The organism is Micromonospora matsumotoense, from assembly GCF_900091525.1.
GTDB lineage: Bacteria > Actinomycetota > Actinomycetes > Mycobacteriales > Micromonosporaceae > Micromonospora > Micromonospora matsumotoensis.
The window spans coordinates 57,985-73,210 of sequence record NZ_FMCU01000010.1 but is presented as its reverse complement, the minus strand read 5'-3'; the positions used below and the strand labels follow the sequence as shown (position 1 = coordinate 73,210).

Annotated in this window: 13 protein-coding genes; 2 read left to right on the top strand and 11 right to left on the bottom strand. The window is 73.2% G+C overall.

The genetic code is table 11. The annotated features are described in order from the left end of the window. Positions 1-60 precede the first annotated feature (60 nt). The 6 genes from GA0070216_RS20085 to eno all read right to left on the bottom strand — a co-directional run bounded on the left by GA0070216_RS20085 (position 61) and on the right by eno (position 5,505). Positions 61-1,002, bottom strand: coding sequence for a Ppx/GppA phosphatase family protein (locus tag GA0070216_RS20085; RefSeq protein WP_091248193.1), 942 nt, complete (start codon positions 1,000-1,002; stop codon positions 61-63). A 112-nt stretch (positions 1,003-1,114) separates the two neighbouring features. Next, positions 1,115-2,356 carry a hypothetical protein gene (locus GA0070216_RS20080; protein ID WP_091248189.1) on the bottom strand — a complete coding sequence of 414 codons (1,242 nt, stop codon included), beginning with the start codon at positions 2,354-2,356 and terminating at the stop codon, positions 1,115-1,117. 112 nt (positions 2,357-2,468) lie between these two features. Beyond that, a complete protein-coding gene (locus GA0070216_RS20075; protein ID WP_091248186.1) occupies positions 2,469-2,975 on the bottom strand; it encodes an amino-acid N-acetyltransferase in 507 nt (168 codons plus the stop codon). Next, on the bottom strand, positions 2,972-3,529 hold the full coding sequence (locus GA0070216_RS20070) for a DUF501 domain-containing protein (protein WP_091248595.1): 558 nt from the start codon (positions 3,527-3,529) through the stop codon (positions 2,972-2,974). Before GA0070216_RS20070 ends, GA0070216_RS20075 begins: the two co-directional genes overlap by 4 nt. Positions 3,530-3,563: 34 nt before the next feature. Continuing rightward, positions 3,564-4,190, bottom strand: coding sequence for a septum formation initiator family protein (locus GA0070216_RS20065; RefSeq protein WP_091248598.1), 627 nt, complete (start codon positions 4,188-4,190; stop codon positions 3,564-3,566). Between the two features lie 31 nt (positions 4,191-4,221). Next, complete coding sequence (eno, locus tag GA0070216_RS20060; RefSeq protein ID WP_091248184.1) at positions 4,222-5,505, bottom strand: phosphopyruvate hydratase; 1,284 nt, start codon at positions 5,503-5,505, stop codon at positions 4,222-4,224. Between the two features lie 220 nt (positions 5,506-5,725). Between eno and GA0070216_RS20055 the strand changes: the two genes are divergently transcribed. After that, complete coding sequence (locus tag GA0070216_RS20055) at positions 5,726-6,418, top strand: hypothetical protein (protein ID WP_091248180.1); 693 nt, start codon at positions 5,726-5,728, stop codon at positions 6,416-6,418. Continuing rightward, entirely contained in the window at positions 6,415-7,311 is an 897-nt protein-coding gene (locus GA0070216_RS20050; RefSeq protein WP_245722603.1) for an NAD(+) diphosphatase, read from the top strand. Before GA0070216_RS20055 ends, GA0070216_RS20050 begins: the two co-directional genes overlap by 4 nt. Positions 7,312-7,327: 16 nt before the next feature. On the opposite strand, the gene GA0070216_RS20045 is transcribed toward GA0070216_RS20050, so the two are convergent. The 5 genes from GA0070216_RS20045 to GA0070216_RS20025 all read right to left on the bottom strand — a co-directional run bounded on the left by GA0070216_RS20045 (position 7,328) and on the right by GA0070216_RS20025 (position 15,130). Beyond that, the gene (locus tag GA0070216_RS20045; RefSeq protein ID WP_091248175.1) at positions 7,328-8,944 is read right to left on the bottom strand and encodes a DUF885 domain-containing protein; all 1,617 of its coding nucleotides are present in this window, start codon (positions 8,942-8,944) and stop codon (positions 7,328-7,330) included. Positions 8,945-9,058: 114 nt separating this feature from the next. Continuing rightward, a complete protein-coding gene (locus GA0070216_RS20040) occupies positions 9,059-10,048 on the bottom strand; it encodes a nucleoside triphosphate pyrophosphohydrolase (RefSeq protein WP_091248172.1) in 990 nt (329 codons plus the stop codon). After that, complete coding sequence (locus GA0070216_RS20035) at positions 10,045-10,830, bottom strand: hypothetical protein (RefSeq protein ID WP_091248589.1); 786 nt, start codon at positions 10,828-10,830, stop codon at positions 10,045-10,047. Before GA0070216_RS20035 ends, GA0070216_RS20040 begins: the two co-directional genes overlap by 4 nt. Before the next feature lie 123 nt (positions 10,831-10,953). Beyond that, positions 10,954-14,592 (bottom strand): transcription-repair coupling factor, encoded by a 3,639-nt coding sequence (gene mfd / locus GA0070216_RS20030; protein ID WP_091248169.1) that lies wholly within the window; start codon positions 14,590-14,592, stop codon positions 10,954-10,956. Positions 14,593-14,815: 223 nt separating this feature from the next. Further along, on the bottom strand, positions 14,816-15,130 hold the full coding sequence (locus GA0070216_RS20025; RefSeq protein WP_141723144.1) for a hypothetical protein: 315 nt from the start codon (positions 15,128-15,130) through the stop codon (positions 14,816-14,818). Positions 15,131-15,226 lie beyond the last annotated feature (96 nt).

Below are 15,226 nucleotides of genomic sequence, written 5' to 3'. Positions count from 1 at the left end.
CGGTGGGTGGCCGGGAGCTGTTGACGCAGGTCTCTTGGTCAGCGGGGCGATGGGAGGGGGTCAGGTTGTGGTGGGGTGCAGGCTCCAGGCGATGCCGTCGAGGATGTCGTGTTCGGAGGCGACCACCGAGGACATCCCGGCCCGCTCCATGATCACCCGCAGCACCAGCGCGCCCGCCCCGATCACGTCCGCCCGGCCCGGGTGCATCACCGGGATCGCCAGCCGCTGCGCGGCGGTCTTCGCCAGCAGGTCGGCGGTCACCCCGGCGACCCGCTCGTACGGCACCCGGGCGTGGTGGATGCGCTCCGGGTCGTACTCCTGGAGATCCTGGGCGATGGCGACGACGGTGGTGACCGAGCCGGCGAGGCCGACCAGGGTGGCGGCCTCGCGGCCGGGGACGGCGGCGAGCGCCCGGTCGACGGCGGCCGCGATGTCGGCCTGCGCGGCGGCGACCTCGTCGCCGGTCGGCGGGTCGCCGTGCAGGTGCCGCTCGGTCATCCGGACACAGCCGATGTCCACCGAGATCGCCGCCTCGACCCCGCCGTCGCGGGTGCCCACCACGAACTCGGTCGAGCCGCCGCCGATGTCGACCACCAGGTACGGCGGCTCCGCGTCGGCAGGCAGTCCCCGGACCGCGCCGGTGAACGACAGCCGCGCCTCCTCGTCGCCGCTGACCACCTCGGGCGCGACGCCGAGGGTCTGCGTGACCATGGCCCGGAAGTCGGCCGCGTTGCTGGCGTCCCGGGACGCCGAGGTGGCGCACATCCGGACCCGGTCGACGCCCAGCTTCTCGATCTCGGCGGCGTAACCGGCCAGTGCCACCCGGGTCCGCTCGATCGCCTCGGGGGCCAGCCGGCCGGTCCGGTCGACGCCCTGACCGAGCCGGACGATCTCCATCCGGCGGGCCAGGTCGACCAGTGGGGCCTGCGGCCCGGCCGACGGGTCGGGCAGGTCGGCCACCAGCAGGCGGATGGAGTTGGTCCCGCAGTCGATGGCGGCCACACGCGTCGTCACGCCAGCAACCCTACGGCAGCCGCCGACCGCACACGCGCAGCGCCGACCGCACGCGCAGCCCCGACCGCACGCACGGCAGCGCCGGCCGGCCCGGGGGTGGTCACCGACGCCGGGACCGACGCCGCAGCAGCAGCCACGGCACCCAGGCCAGCACCGCGACCAGCACCAGCAGCACCACCAGCGGCGTGCGCCACCACGGGTCCACCGTCGCCGGTGGCGGGTCGGCGGGTGCGGAGACCCACGGGCGGGCGGTCTTCGACCAGGCCAGGAAGGCGTCGCCGATCGGGAGCAGGCCGAAGGCGTACCGCCGGGTGTGCGGGGTGTCCAGCGGAAAGCCGACCAGCTCGCCGTAGTTGGCGAGCGCGCCGGCCAGCACCCGGTCGCCCTGCACCTGGGCCGCGCCGAGGGTCACCACGGTGGCGGAGAAGCTCACCCCGAGCGGCAGCGGCCCCGAGTCGACGTCCCCTGGGCCGTCCAGACCGCGCGGGTACTCCCGGACGGCCGGGCCGAGCCCCAGCGGCGACACCACGAACCCGGTGCGGAACCGCAGGTACTGCTCACGGGCGAAGGTCGGGTCGATCTCCGGCAGGAACCGCTGGATGACGCTCTGCGAGGTGCCCCGGGCCACCTCGGCCGGCGCGCCGGTGCCCGGGTCGACCCGGTGCGGCAGCAGGCCGGTACGCGGATCGAGCCGCTGGCGTACCCCGTCCAGCCAGCGTCGGGTGGTCCGGTCGAACCGCGGCGGCAGCAGGGTGTCGTGCAGCCGCAGCGAGGCCACCGCGACCGTCGAGTCGACCGGCCACGCCTGCCCCGGGTACGCGGCGAGGTACGGCGTGGCCGAGGCGTCGAACGCGGTGGCCAGGGCGGCCGACGCCTCGGTGAACCGGCGTACCTCGGCCGGGTCCCGCCCGGACGCCGGTTGCAGGGCGAGCACCCCGCCGCGCAGCCAGTTCGTCCAACCGGCGTGGAAGACGCCGTACGCCGGGGTCAGGTCGGGGCTGAACGGGGCCGTGCCGGCCGGCGACTCCAGCCGGGCCAGCGCCCACCGGGCCTCCCGCAGCGCCTCGTCGCGACCCTCGGCCGGTTGCCGCAGGCCGGTCTCCACCCGGGTCAGCCCGTACAGCGCGTGGGCGAAGAACCAGCCCTCCGGGAACATCGCCTGGGCGTCCTCGCCGGCACCGGCGTCCAACTCGGCGCGCAGGTAGCTGAGCTGCCGGTCCACCCCGGGCGGCTGGCCGGCGACGCCACCGGTCGCCGGGGCGATCAGCCGGGCCACGCCGACCAGGGCGAACAGGGTGACCAGAATGGCGAACACCGCAACCAAACGACGCACGATCGTCACCGGCCCAGGGTGGCGGACCGGGTCAAGTCGCCCCCGCGGTCCACCGTGCACCGCACCCGGTCCGCCGTACCGGACGCCGGACGCCGCACCGGGCCCGGACCCACCCGCCGGGCTAGAGCCGCAGCAGCATCCGGGTGTTGCCCAGGGTGTTCGGCTTGACCCGTTCCAGGTTGAGGAACTCGGCGACACCCTCGTCGTAGGAGCGCAGCAGCTGCTCGTAGACGGGCTGCGGCACCGGGGCACCGTCGATTTCGGTGAACCCGAACGCGCCGAAGAACGCCGTCTCGAAGGTGAGCACGAAGATCCGGGCGATGCCCAACTCCCGGGCGGCGTCGATCAACTCGGTGACGATCCGGTGGCCGAGTTTGCGCCCCCGGCAGGCCGGGTCGACCGCCACGGTACGGATCTCGGCGAGGTCCTCCCACATCACGTGCAGCGCGCCGCAGCCGACGACCGTGCCGTCGCCGGCCACCGCGACCCGGAACTCCTGCACGTCCTCATAGAGGGTGACGGTGGCCTTGCTGAGCAGCCGACGGTCGTCGGTGTAGGTGTCGACCAGCCGGCGGATGCCGCGTACGTCGCCGGTGCGGGCCCGGCGAACCACGATCGCGTCGGTCACTGCGCCGCCGGCAGGTCCACACACGGCCCGCCGGTCCACCACTTCTCCACCAGGGCGAGCGTCTCGTCGCCGAACGGGTTGACGCCGGGCCCGGCACCGAGCGCGTGGCCCAGGTGCACGTGCAGGCACTTCACCCGGCCGGGCATCCCACCGGCGGAGATGCCGGCGATCTCCGGCACCTCGCCGATCGCGGCCCGGCGGGCCAGGTAGTCCTCGTGCGCGGCCCGGTAGCGGTGGGCCAACTCCGGGTCCTCGGCGAGCCGCCCGGCCATCTCCTTCATCAGCCCGGCCGACTCCAGCCGGCTGCACGCCGCCGTCGCCCGGGGGCAGGTCAGATAGAACAGCGTCGGGAAAGGGGTGCCGTCGGCCAGCCGGGGCGTCGTCTGCACCACGTCGGGCAGACCGCACGGGCAGCGGTGGGCCACCGCCCGGGTGCCCCGGGGTGGGCGTCCGAGCTGTGCGGCCACCGCGGCCAGGTCGGCCTCGGTGGCCGGCTGGTGCTCCGGCGGGGGTACGGAGCCCGCCGCCGGCTCCTGCGGTGGTAGGACAGTCACGGTGCCCATCTCTCGTTCGGTACGCGGGTGCTGCTCACTGGTCCGGGGCGTCGCCGTTCGCCGCCTGGACGCTCGACCACAGGGTGTCGTACCAGGGGTCGGGGGTCTTGGGTGAGGTCGGCGGCCGGCCGCCGTTGGCTTCCCGGGTCGCGCCGTCCACGTCGTTGAGCACGATCACCGGGGTCTCCCCCGGCACCACCATGTAGAACCGTTCCCGCGCCTGGATCTTGATGTATTCCTTGTCCTGCCACTTCGCCGCCTCGGCGGAGAGGTCGGAGATGCGCTGCCGCTGCGCGGCCTGCGACGCCTCCATCCGCTCGATGTCGACCTGCTGGTCCAGATAGACCCGGACCGGATAGGTGTACGCCAGGGCGAGCGCGAGCAGCACCGCGAACAGCACGGTGGCCCGCCCGGTGAACCGGCGGGGGTGGGGTGCGGTGAGTCGCCGGATGGTGCCGCCGGCCGCCGTCCGGCGGGCCGCCGCCGGACGGTTCGCCGAACGCACACCGTCGGCGCTGCGCGACCGGGCCGTGGTGGCCCGCGTCTCGGCGGCACGGACCCCGCCGTCGCGCAGCGGTGTCCGGGCGCCCCGGGCCCCGCCCGGCCGACCGGTCGGCCGGCGGGCCGGGCGTTGACCACCCGGTGTGCGGCGCTGCTGCATCGTCACACCCCTCCCCCGAGGTTCGCCTGGGTCAGGCCGAACGGTAACGCGGGAACGCGCCGGCACCGGCGTACCGCGCCGCGTCGGCCAGCTCCTCCTCGATCCGCAGGAGCTGGTTGTACTTGGCGACCCGGTCGGACCGGGCCGGGGCACCGGTCTTGATCTGGCCGCAGCCGGTGGCGACGGCCAGGTCGGCGATGGTGGTGTCCTCGGTCTCGCCGGAGCGGTGGCTCATCATGCACTTGAAGCCGGCCCGGTGGGCCAGGTCCACCGCGTCCAGGGTCTCGGTCAGCGAGCCGATCTGGTTGACCTTGACGAGCACCGCGTTGGCGGACTTCTCGGCGATGCCCCGGGCGATGCGCTGCGGGTTGGTGACGAACAGGTCGTCGCCGACGATCTGGATCCGGTCGCCGACGGCGGCGGTGAGGGTCGCCCAGCCGCTCCAGTCGTCCTCGGCCAGCGGGTCCTCGATGGAGACGATCGGGTAGTCGCCGATGAGCTTGGTGTAGTAGTTGCTCATCTCCTCGGCGCTCTTGGCGGCGCTCTCGAAGGTGTAGGTGCCGTTGTCGAAGAACTCGGTGGCGGCCACGTCGAGGGCGAAGACGATGTCGGTGCCCAGCCGGTAGCCGGCCTTCTCGACCGCCTCGGCGATCAGGTCCAACGCGGCGGCGTTGCTGGGCAGGTTGGGGGCGAAGCCACCCTCGTCACCCAGGCCGGTGGAGAGGTCCTTCTTCTTCAGCACCGACTTCAGCGCGTGGTAGACCTCGGCGCCGGAGCGCAGCGCCTCCCGGAAGCTGGGCGCCCCGATCGGGGCGATCATGAACTCCTGGACGTCGACGTTGGAGTCGGCGTGCGCCCCACCGTTGAGGATGTTCATCATCGGCACCGGCAGCAGGTGGGCGTTCGGGCCACCCAGGTAGCGGAACAGGCTCAGCTCGGCGCTGCCGGCCGCCGCCTTGGCCACCGCCAGGGAGACCCCGAGGATGGCGTTCGCGCCCAGCTCGCCCTTGTTGTCGGAGCCGTCGAGGTCGAGCATCTTCTGGTCGATCAGCCGCTGCTCGCTGGCCTCGTAGCCGATCAACTGGTCGACGATCTTGTCCTCGATGTTGGCGACCGCGTTCTCGACGCCCTTGCCCAGGTAGCGGCCCTTGTCACCGTCGCGCAGCTCGACTGCTTCGAAGGCGCCGGTGGAGGCGCCGGAGGGTACGGCGGCGCGGGCGATCGTGCCGTCGTCCAGCCCTACCTCGACCTCGACCGTCGGGTTGCCCCGCGAGTCGAGAATCTCCCGGGCGACGATTCCCTCGATGGTTGCCACTGAGTCGCTCCTCGTTCGTTGTGCGAATTCGGGTTGGGCCGCGACGGTGCGGCTGAGGCAGTTGTTGAACGCAGCGTATCGGGCGACGCCCGGACGCACGGCGTCCGGGCACACGTAGCCCACCCCTATTCAGCACGCCGTAACGGACATTCCCGTATTCTCACCCCTCAACCGGCAACCGGTTTGCGCCGGGTGGACCCGATCGACCACGCTGGTCGCCATGCCCGCCGTCTCGACCACCCTCCGCGTGCTCGCCGTGTCGGTCATCGCGTCGCTCACCGTGACCGGCTGTCAGACCCTCGACGACACCGGACGCACCCTCGGCCGGTCCGATCTGATCAACGATCTCGCCACCCGGCTGGACGAGTCACTGGTCCAGACCTGGACGGCCGAATACCGGCTCCCCGGCGGCCGGACCACCACCATCGCCCAGGAGAAAAAGCCGGCCCGCTCCGCGTACACCTGGGCCGCCGGCAAGATCACCGTCTCCGAACAGGCCATCACCCGCTGCGAGACCACCGCCGGGCGGACCACCTGCACGGTGGAGCCGCCGGTGCTGATGTCCGGCAAGGCGGCGGTCCCGCTGTTCGCCGAGGCCCGCAAGGCCGGGCTGGTCACCCCACCCGCCGTCATCCGGCTGCTCACCGAGGCCGCCCTGGACCCGCAGGCCCAGGTCAAGCAGACCGACACCACGATCGTCGGACACCACGCCACCTGCGTCGCCGTCCGGCGCTCCACCGGGAACTTCGACGCCTGCGTCACCACCGACGGTGTGCTCGGCAGCTTCACCGGTGTCCTCGACGGCCAGCCGGTCGAGCTGGCTCTGGAGCGGTTCACCGACTCGGTGACGTCGACGGCGTTCGACCTGCCGGCCGGTGCCGGCGTGACGGACCGCCGGCCGGCGACGTCGTGACCGTGCCACCTCCCGAACGCCCCACGTCCACGACCGACCACGCAGCCGACCTGTCGCCCGCGCCGGGCGATCTGGGCCTGGTGGTGTCGGGCACCCGGCTGCTGACCACCCCCGACGGGGGCCTGCCCCGGGTCGGCGAGCTGCCGGCCGAGACCGGGTGGGTGCCGCTGGGCACGCTCGACGGGGTGCCGGCCTGGGCGACGGAGACGGCCGACCCGAGCCGTGCCGTCACCCCGGGCCGGACGACCGCTGCCGGGGCGACGACCGGGAGTCGGCGGGCGGTCGGTCGGTGGCGGAGTTGGCGGGCGCTCGCCGCCGAGCTGCCCGAGCCGGTCGCCACGCTCGCCGGGCGGGCGGTGGCCGTGGTCACCTGGCGGCGTACCCACCGCTGGTGTGGGGCCTGCCGGGCGGCGCTGGCCGACGTGCCGGGCCAGACGGCCCGGCGCTGCCCCGACTGCGGCCTGTACGTGCCGCTGCGGCTCTCCCCGGCGGTGCTCGCCGCGATCACCCGCCCCGGCCGGTCCGGCGGCCCCACCGAGCTGCTACTGGTCCGGCACGCGTCCGGGCCGACCGAGCTGTGGGCGCTGGTCGCCGGCTTCGTCGAGGCCGGCGAGTCGCTGGAGACGGCGGTCCGTCGGGAGGTCACCGAGGAGGTTTCGGTGGCCCTCGACACGGTCGACTACTTCGGCAGCCAGCCCTGGGCGATCTCCGGGCCGGGGGTGCTGCTCGCCGGCTTCACCGCCACCGTCGCCGACCCCGACGTCGAGCCGGTGGTGGACGGGCGGGAGCTGGTGCGGGCCCGCTGGTTCCCGGTGGACGGGCTGCCGGCGGAGCTGCCGCCGGCGTACTCGATCTCCCGCTGGCTGATCGACGCCGTCGCCGCCCGCGGCTGAGCCGGGCCCGGCCGGGTCAGATGCCGAGCAGGGTGCGCAGGTGGCGCGGGGGTGGGCAGTCGTGGGCGAGCATCGCGTCGTGCCAGTCCCGCACCGACACCCCGGCCGGGCGGGACGCGGCGACGTCGGCCATCTCGCTGTAGCCGACGAAGTACGTGGAGAGCTGCGTCGAGGTGAGCAGCGCCCGCCGCCACTTGCCGGCCGCCTCGCCCTCCTCCTGGAAGCCGCGCCCGGTCATCAGCGCCAGCGCGTCCGTCTCGGCCATCCCGTCGCAGTGCACCAACTGGTCGAGCAGCGCGTTGATGGTCATCCGGAGCTGCATCTTGAGCTGCTGGAGGCGTACCGGCAGGCCACCGAAGCCGAGGCCGGCCATCAGCTCCTCGGTGTAGACCGCCCACCCCTCGATGAACACCCCCGACTCGGTCAACGCCCGGACCCGGGTGGGGCCGGCGTACCGGCGGGCGTGGGCGAGCTGGAGGAAGTGCCCCGGCATCGCCTCGTGCACGGTCAGGTTGCGGATCATGTGGTCGTTGTACTCCCGGTAGAACGACTCGACCCGGTGCGCCGACCAGTCCGCCGGGGTCGGCGCGATGCAGTAGAAGGTGGGCAGGTCGGCCGGCTCCAGCGGGCCGGGCGAGTCGCAGTACGCCACCGCGACCCCCCGGGCGAACTCCGGCATCTCCTGGATCACGCACGGGTCGTCGACCAGGCTGATCAGGTCGTGGGCGCGGACGAAGTCGCTGGCCTCGTCGAGGGTGACCGAGGCGAGGTCCACGATGGAGTGGTCGTCGGGGTGCTCGGCGGCGAGCAGGTCCAACGCCCGGCGTACCGTCTCGTCGTCGGCCGGGCCGCCGACCAGCTCGACGGCCGCCGCGCGGATCTCGGCGGTGACCCGGTCCAGGTTGGCCCAGGCGCGGCGCTGCACCTCGGCCGCGCCCAGCTCGGTGTCGAGGGTGTGCCAGAGCCGGGCCTCCCAGCGGCGGCGGCCCAGCCGGGGGTCGCGTCCCGGCCCGGCCTCGGTGGCCAGCCCGGCGCGCAGCCAGCCGACGAACTCGTCCAGCGCGGCGATCGCCGCCGTCGCCGCCGGCCCGACCGTGCCGTCCAGCGCGGGCGCCTGGGCGAGCAGCAGCGGCACCTCGTCGCGGATCAGCGTGGCGGTGCCGACGAACTGCCCGACCGCCGTCTCGGCGTGGACCCGGGGCATGTCGCGCAGCGTCGCCCGCGCGGTCGCCAGCGCATCGGGTACGGCCGTCAGCCGCCCGACCAGGTGGGCCAGCCGATCCTCCACCGGGGCGTACGGGCGGGCGAGCAGGGCGTGCAGCAGCGGCCCCGGATTGTGCACCAACGGGTCCCACTCGAAGGCCCGGATCTCGCTCAACTCGAACAGTTCCCGGTCGACCAGGGCGCTGAGCAGCGCGTGGTCGACCTGCTCCTCGACGTCGAGGGAGTCGGCGTCGACCTCGGCGAGCGCGTCGGCGGCCTCCTTCAGCATCCCCTGGTCGGCCGCGACCGCCGGGGCGGAGAGATCCGGCAACCGGTCGTCGAACCGATGGTCGCCACTCGACGTGGCCAACCCCGGCCGGCTCTCCAGCACGGCATCAACGATCCGCTCCGCCAACGGCACAAAACTCACCCCCCGACCCTACCCACCCGTCTCTCCCCCTCCTGCGCCCTCCACCCAGACCCCGGTGATCAAGAGGTTTGCGTCAGGAAACCGCGCCGGCCTGACCTGAACCTCTTGATCAACTCAAGCGGACGGGGGTGAGGGTGGGGGGAGGGTGAGGGTGGGGGTTAGGGAGAGGATGGTTTTGCGTAGGGCGGCCTCGGGGTCGAGGTTGGTGTGGCGGGAGTGGGCGACCAGGGCCAGGAGGGTGGCGCCCAGGCGGGACTCCGGGTCGGGCTGGGCGTCGGGGGACGGCAGCGGGACGGTCAGACCGGCCCGACCGGCCCGGTCCAGGATCTTGGCGGCCAGGGCCAGGGCGGGCTGGCTCAGGGCGATGCCGTCGAGCACCGACGTGCGGGTCTTCTCGGTCTGCTTGATCCGCTCCCAGTTCGCCTCGATCTCCGCCAGGGAGCCCGCCTCGGCACCGGCGAAGACGTGTGGATTGCGGCGGACCATCTTGTCGACCAGGGTGCCGGCCACGTCGTCGACGTTCCACCGCTCACCCTCGGGCAGGTTCTCCGCGAGGCGGGCGTGCAGCAGCACCTGGAGCAGGACGTCGCCCAGCTCCTCGCGCAGCGCGTCGGTGTCGTCGTCGTTGATCGCGTCGTACGCCTCGTAGCACTCCTCGATCAGGAACCCGGCCAGGCTGCGATGGGTCTGCGCCCGCTTCCACGGGTCACCACCCGGCGAGGCGAGCCGGTCCATCACCTCGACCGCGTCGAGCAGCCGGGCCCCCGGCGGGTCCCACGAGCCGTACATCAGCTCCATCTCGGCCAGCCCTGGTTGGCGGGCCAGCCGCAGGCCCAACTCCCGGGCCAGGGTCTCGTCGCCGGTCGGGCCGGCCAGCCAGACCGCCGTACCGTGTGCCGACGTGGCGGCCAGCAGCGCGTCGGTGGCCCCGCCGGAAACGACGGTGACCTCGACGCCCGCCGCGCGCACCGCCGTGACCTGGGCGCTCTCCGTACCGGTCAGCACCGGCGCGGAGCGCAGCACGTCCCAGGCGGCGGCGGTCAGCAGACCGGCCGGCAACCGGGGCGAGGTGACCAGCAGGACGATCCGGTGGGACGTGCTCAGGAGGCCACCGGCCCCTGCGCCGGGGTCGGGCTGGCAACCGGGTCGGGGGTCGACACGTCGGTCACCGGACCGGTCGCGTCGATGTACGGCAGCGCGTAGAAGACCAGCTCCTGGCCCTTGTTGACCCAGGCGGGGACGCCGAGCGGCCGGTAGCGGGGGTTGACCTCGACGTCGACCTTGTCGGCCTGCTCCCCCAGCGCGGCACTCAACGCGGAGGCGCTACGGACGAAACTGCCGTCGCCGAAGAGCTGCCGCACCTGGGCCACCGGCAGCCCCTTGTCGATGCCACCGGTCTTCTCGATCGCGTGGTAGACCGCCATCACCGACTCGTCGCTCAGGTCGGCCGGCGGCAACTGCTGGCTGAGGACGGCGAACAGGTCCGCCCACTCGCCCCAGAGCTTCGCGAACTCCGCCTGCGGCGGCAACTGGAGCTGCGGGGCCAACTGGTCCGGGGTGATCTGGTCCGGGATCTGGAGCTTCTTCTCGGCCGCCACCCGCTTGCCCAGGTCGATGCTGACCAGCAGGTTCACCACGTCCTGCCGGGTCACCCCGGCACGCAGCTGCTCCGGGCCGGGGGTCTGGCCGGACTGGGCCGCGCCCTGCCGCACCGCCTCCGCGTACCTCGTCTGCGCGTCGGTGTAGATCGCGTCCACCCGGGCGACCGAGTAGCGACTGTCGCCGATGTATGCGGCCACATCCGGAGATGCCTTGCCGCAGGCGGTGAGGGAGAGGACACCCAGTGCCGCGACGCTGGCGGCGGCGATGAGACGGCGTGCACGCATGACGGTCACTCTCTCATGCCTGCCCGTGTACGGTGACGCCGCCCACCGCGAGCTGCGGCCCCACCCGGTGCCCGCGCCACCCGGCACCCGGCACGCGGTGGCGTCGCGCGCACGACGGACCGCTCATGCCCGCGCCCCCGCCAACGCGGCCGGCTCGCCGAGGACGTCGGAGAGCAGTTGGGCGCACCACTCCAACAGCGCCTGGTCGCGCAGCGGCTCGCCACCGACCCGCCGGGTGCTCGGCCGGGGCACGCTGACCTGGTCGGTGGCCTGCTTGTAGACCGAGTCCGGGTGGTAGCGCTTGAGCCGCAACTGCTTCGAGTCGGGCAACGGCAGCGGCCCGAACCGCAGGTGCTTGCCCTGCATGCTCACGTCGGTGAGGCCGTACCGGCGGGCCAGCAGCCGGAACCGGGCCACCGCGACCAGGTTCTGCACCGGGGCGGGCGGCTCGCCGTACCGGTCGGTCATCTCGGCCACCACCTCGCGCAGCCGTACGTCGTCGCGTGCCTCGGCGAGCTTGCGGTACATCTCCAGCCGCAGCCGTTCCACCCCGACGTAGTCGTGCGGCAGGTGCGCGTCGATCGGGAGGTCGATCTTGACGTCGGTCTCCTCCTCGGTGCTCTCGCCCTTGAACGCCGACACCGCCTCGCCGACCATCCGGACGTACAGGTCGAAGCCGACGCCCTCGATGTGACCGGACTGCTCACCGCCGAGCAGGTTGCCGGCGCCCCGGATCTCCAGGTCCTTCATCGCCACGTACATGCCCGCGCCCAACTCGGTGTGCTGGGCGATGGTGGCCAGCCGCTCGTGCGCGTGCTCGGTGAGCGGTTTCTCCGGCGGATAGAGGAAGTACGCGTACGCCCGCTCGCGGCCCCGGCCGACCCGGCCCCGGATCTGGTGCAGCTGGGCCAGGCCGAGCAGGTCGGCCCGCTCCACGATCAGGGTGTTGGCGTTCGGGATGTCGATGCCGGACTCCACGATGGTGGTGCAGACCAGGACGTCGAACTCCTTCTCCCAGAAGCCGACCATCACCTTCTCCAGCGCCTCCTCGCCCATCTGCCCGTGCGCCACCGCCACCCGCGCCTCGGGCACCAGCTCGCGCAGCTTCCGCGCCGTCCGGTCGATCGACTCGACCCGGTTGTGCAGATAGAAGACCTGCCCGTCGCGGAGCAGCTCACGGTGGATGGACGCGGCCACCTGCCGGTCGTCGTACGACCCGACGAAGGTCAGCACCGGGTGCCGCTCCTCGGGCGGGGTGGCGATGGTCGACATCTCCCGGATGCCGGTGATCGCCATCTCCAGCGTCCTCGGGATCGGGGTGGCCGACATGCTCAGCACGTCGACCGAGGCGCGCAGCGTCTTCAGGTGCTCCTTGTGCTCGACGCCGAAGCGCTGCTCCTCGTCGATGACGACCATGCCGAGGGACCTGAACCGGGTGGCCGTCTGGAGCAGCCGGTGGGTGCCGATGACGATGTCGACGGTGCCGTCGGCGACCATCTCCAGCGTCCGCTCGCTCTCCTTGGCGGTCTGGAAACGGGAGAGCTGCCGGATGGTCACCGGGAACTGGTTCATCCGCTCGGCGAACGTGTTGTAGTGCTGCTGCACCAGCAACGTCGTCGGCACCAGCACCGCCACCTGCTTGCCGTCCTGCACCGCCTTGAACGCCGCGCGGACCGCGATCTCGGTCTTGCCGTACCCGACGTCGCCGCAGATCAGCCGGTCCATCGGGACGGTCTGTTCCATGTCCCGCTTGACCTCCTCGATGGCGGCCAACTGGTCGGGCGTCTCCTGCCACGGGAAGGCGTCCTCCAGCTCCCGCTGCCACGGGGAGTCCGGGGCGAACGCGTGCCCCTTGGACGCCTTGCGGGCCGCGTAGAGCTGGATCAGCTGGGCGGCGATCTCGCGGACCGCCTTGCGGGCGCGGGCCTTGGACTTCTGCCAGTCCGAGCCGCCCATCTTGTGCAGGGTGGGCTGCTCACCACCGACGTAGCGGGAGAGCTGGTCGAGTTGGTCGGTGGGGACGAACAACCGGTCGCCGGGCTGACCGCGCTTGCTGGCCGCGTACTCGATGACCAGGTACTCCCGGGACGCGCCGTTGACGGTGCGTTGCACCAGCTCGACGTACCGGCCGATGCCGTGCTGCTCGTGCACGACGAAGTCGCCGGCCTTCAGCTCCAGCGGGTCGATGGTGTTGCGCCGCCGGCTCGGCATCTTGCGCATGTCCCGGGTGGAGGTTCCCCGGCCACCGCTGACGTCGTTGCCGGTGAGCAGCACGAACTTCGACGTCTCGTCGACGAAGCCGGCGGTCAGGCAGCCGCAGGCGACCAGCACCTCGCCGGGGGCCGGCGCGACCGGCACCTGCTCGGTGAGCCGGGCCCCCAGGCCCGCGTCGCGGAGCACCTCGACGGCCCGCTGGGCGGGACCGTGCCCCTCGAAGACCAGCGCCACCGACCAGCCCTCGCCGGTCCAGCGCGTGATGTCGTCGACCACCCGGCCGGTCTCACCGTGGTAGAGCGGGGCGGGCTGGGCGGCCAGGCTCACCGCGATCGCGTCGTCGGGGGTCACGTCGACCTCGGCCGGCGCGTCCTCCCAGGGCTGCCGGGCAGGGGTGGCGGCGTCCGCCTCGCCGAGCCCGAACGGGGCGAGGGTCCACCAGGGTTGACGCAGGGCGCGGGCGGTGGCGCGTACCTCGGCCAGGGACTTGAAGGCGGCGGCGCCGAGGTCGACCGGGGCCTGACCGCCGACGGCGGCTGCGGCCCAGCTGGCCTGGAGAAACTCCTCCGAGGTACGGACCAGGTCGTGCGCCCGGGTGCGGATCCGCTCCGGGTCGCAGAGCAGCACGTGGGTGCCGGCCGGCATGGTGTCGACCAGCAGCTCCAGGCTCTCGCTGCCGAGCAGCGCCGGCACCAGCGACTCCATCCCCTCGACCGGGATGCCCTCGGCCAGCTTGTCGAGGATCTCGGCCAGCTCCGGGTGCTCCCCGGCGAGCGCGGCGGCCCGCCGGCGCACGGCCGGGGTCAGCAGCAGTTCCCGGCACGGCGACGCCCACAGCTGCGGTACGCCTTCGATGGTGCGCTGGTCGGCGACGGCGAAGGTGCGGATCTCCTCGACCTCGTCGCCCCAGAACTCGACCCGGGACGGGTGCTCGTCGGTGGGCGGGAAGACGTCGAGGATGCCACCGCGTACCGCGAACTCGCCGCGCTTGGTGACCAGGTCGACCCGGGCGTACGCCAGGTCGGTGAGCCGACGGGCGACCTCCTCCAGGTCGGCCTCCTCGCCGGCGGCGAGCTGCACCGGCTCCAGGTCGCCGAGGCCCTTGAGCTGCGGTTGCAGCAGCGACCGGACCGGCGCCACCACCACCCGCAACGGCCCGGTCACCCCCTGCGCGTCGGCGTCGTCCGGGTGGGCGAGGCGACGCAGCACGGCCAGCCGCCGGCCGACGGTGTCGGAGCGGGGCGAGAGCCGCTCGTGCGGCAGCGTCTCCCAGGACGGGAAGACCGCCACCTGCCCGGCCGGGAGCAGGCTGCCCAGCGCGGTGGCCAGGTCGTCGGCCTCCCGGCTGGTGGCGGTCACCGCCAGCACCGGCCGGCCGGCCCCACCGATCGGCTCGTCGGCGGCGACGGCGGCCACGGCGAACGGGCGCAGCGCGGCCGGGGCGGTCAGGTCCAGCCCGTCGACCTGGGCGGCACCGGAGCGCGCCAGGTCACGAGCGCGGGCCAGCCCCGGGTCGGCCAGGGCGGCGGAGAAGAGTCCGGTGAGCATCAGTGATCACTTCCAGGGAGTCGACGCGCACGACTGCTGCCCCTCGTCCGGCCGGACGGGGGGTGCACGACGACCAGCCTATCCCCGCCGACCGCCCCATCCCCGCCCACCCGACGAGCCCCTCACCCCACCCAAGATCATCTCAATGTCACGGATGTAGCGGCATCCCCGCTCGCAGACACCCCTACATCCATGACATTGCGGCGCCTCACCCGGGAGGTGTTCAGGCGGCGCGGATCAGGTGCGGGTCGAGCTGGCTGATCAGGTGGCGGGACAGGCGGGCCAGTCGGCGGGACTGGGCGAGGCCGATCGGCCAGCGGTCGACCTCCTCGCCGGCCGAGCACTCCAACAGCAGCCCGGACGGCGGGGTCGGGCCGACATCCATGCGCCACAGGCCGAGCCGGACCTGGATCACCTCGTCGCCGCGTACGGCCGCGTCGAGGAGTCGGGACAGGTGCAGGTCGTTCGGGCCGGCGCAGTCCGGACCACGCAGGCACCACGGCGGATGGCCGGAGTTCGACGGTCGGACGGGACTCACCAGGTGCGTGGGATTCGGTAGGTTGCCCATGGGCCAGGGTCCTTTCCTGGTCAAGGCCCGGGGAGCGGAGTGCCAGCTCCACCCCGGGCCGCCCTG

Excerpts from the sequence above, each read along its gene's own strand:
- GA0070216_RS20055 (WP_091248180.1), top strand. The coding sequence starts at position 5,726 with ATGCCCGCCGTCTCGACCACCCTCCGCGTGCTCGCCGTGTCGGTCATC.
- GA0070216_RS20035 (WP_091248589.1), bottom strand. The coding sequence starts at position 10,830 with ATGCGTGCACGCCGTCTCATCGCCGCCGCCAGCGTCGCGGCACTGGGT.
- GA0070216_RS20065 (WP_091248598.1), bottom strand. The coding sequence starts at position 4,190 with ATGCAGCAGCGCCGCACACCGGGTGGTCAACGCCCGGCCCGCCGGCCG.
- mfd (WP_091248169.1), bottom strand. The coding sequence starts at position 14,592 with ATGCTCACCGGACTCTTCTCCGCCGCCCTGGCCGACCCGGGGCTGGCC.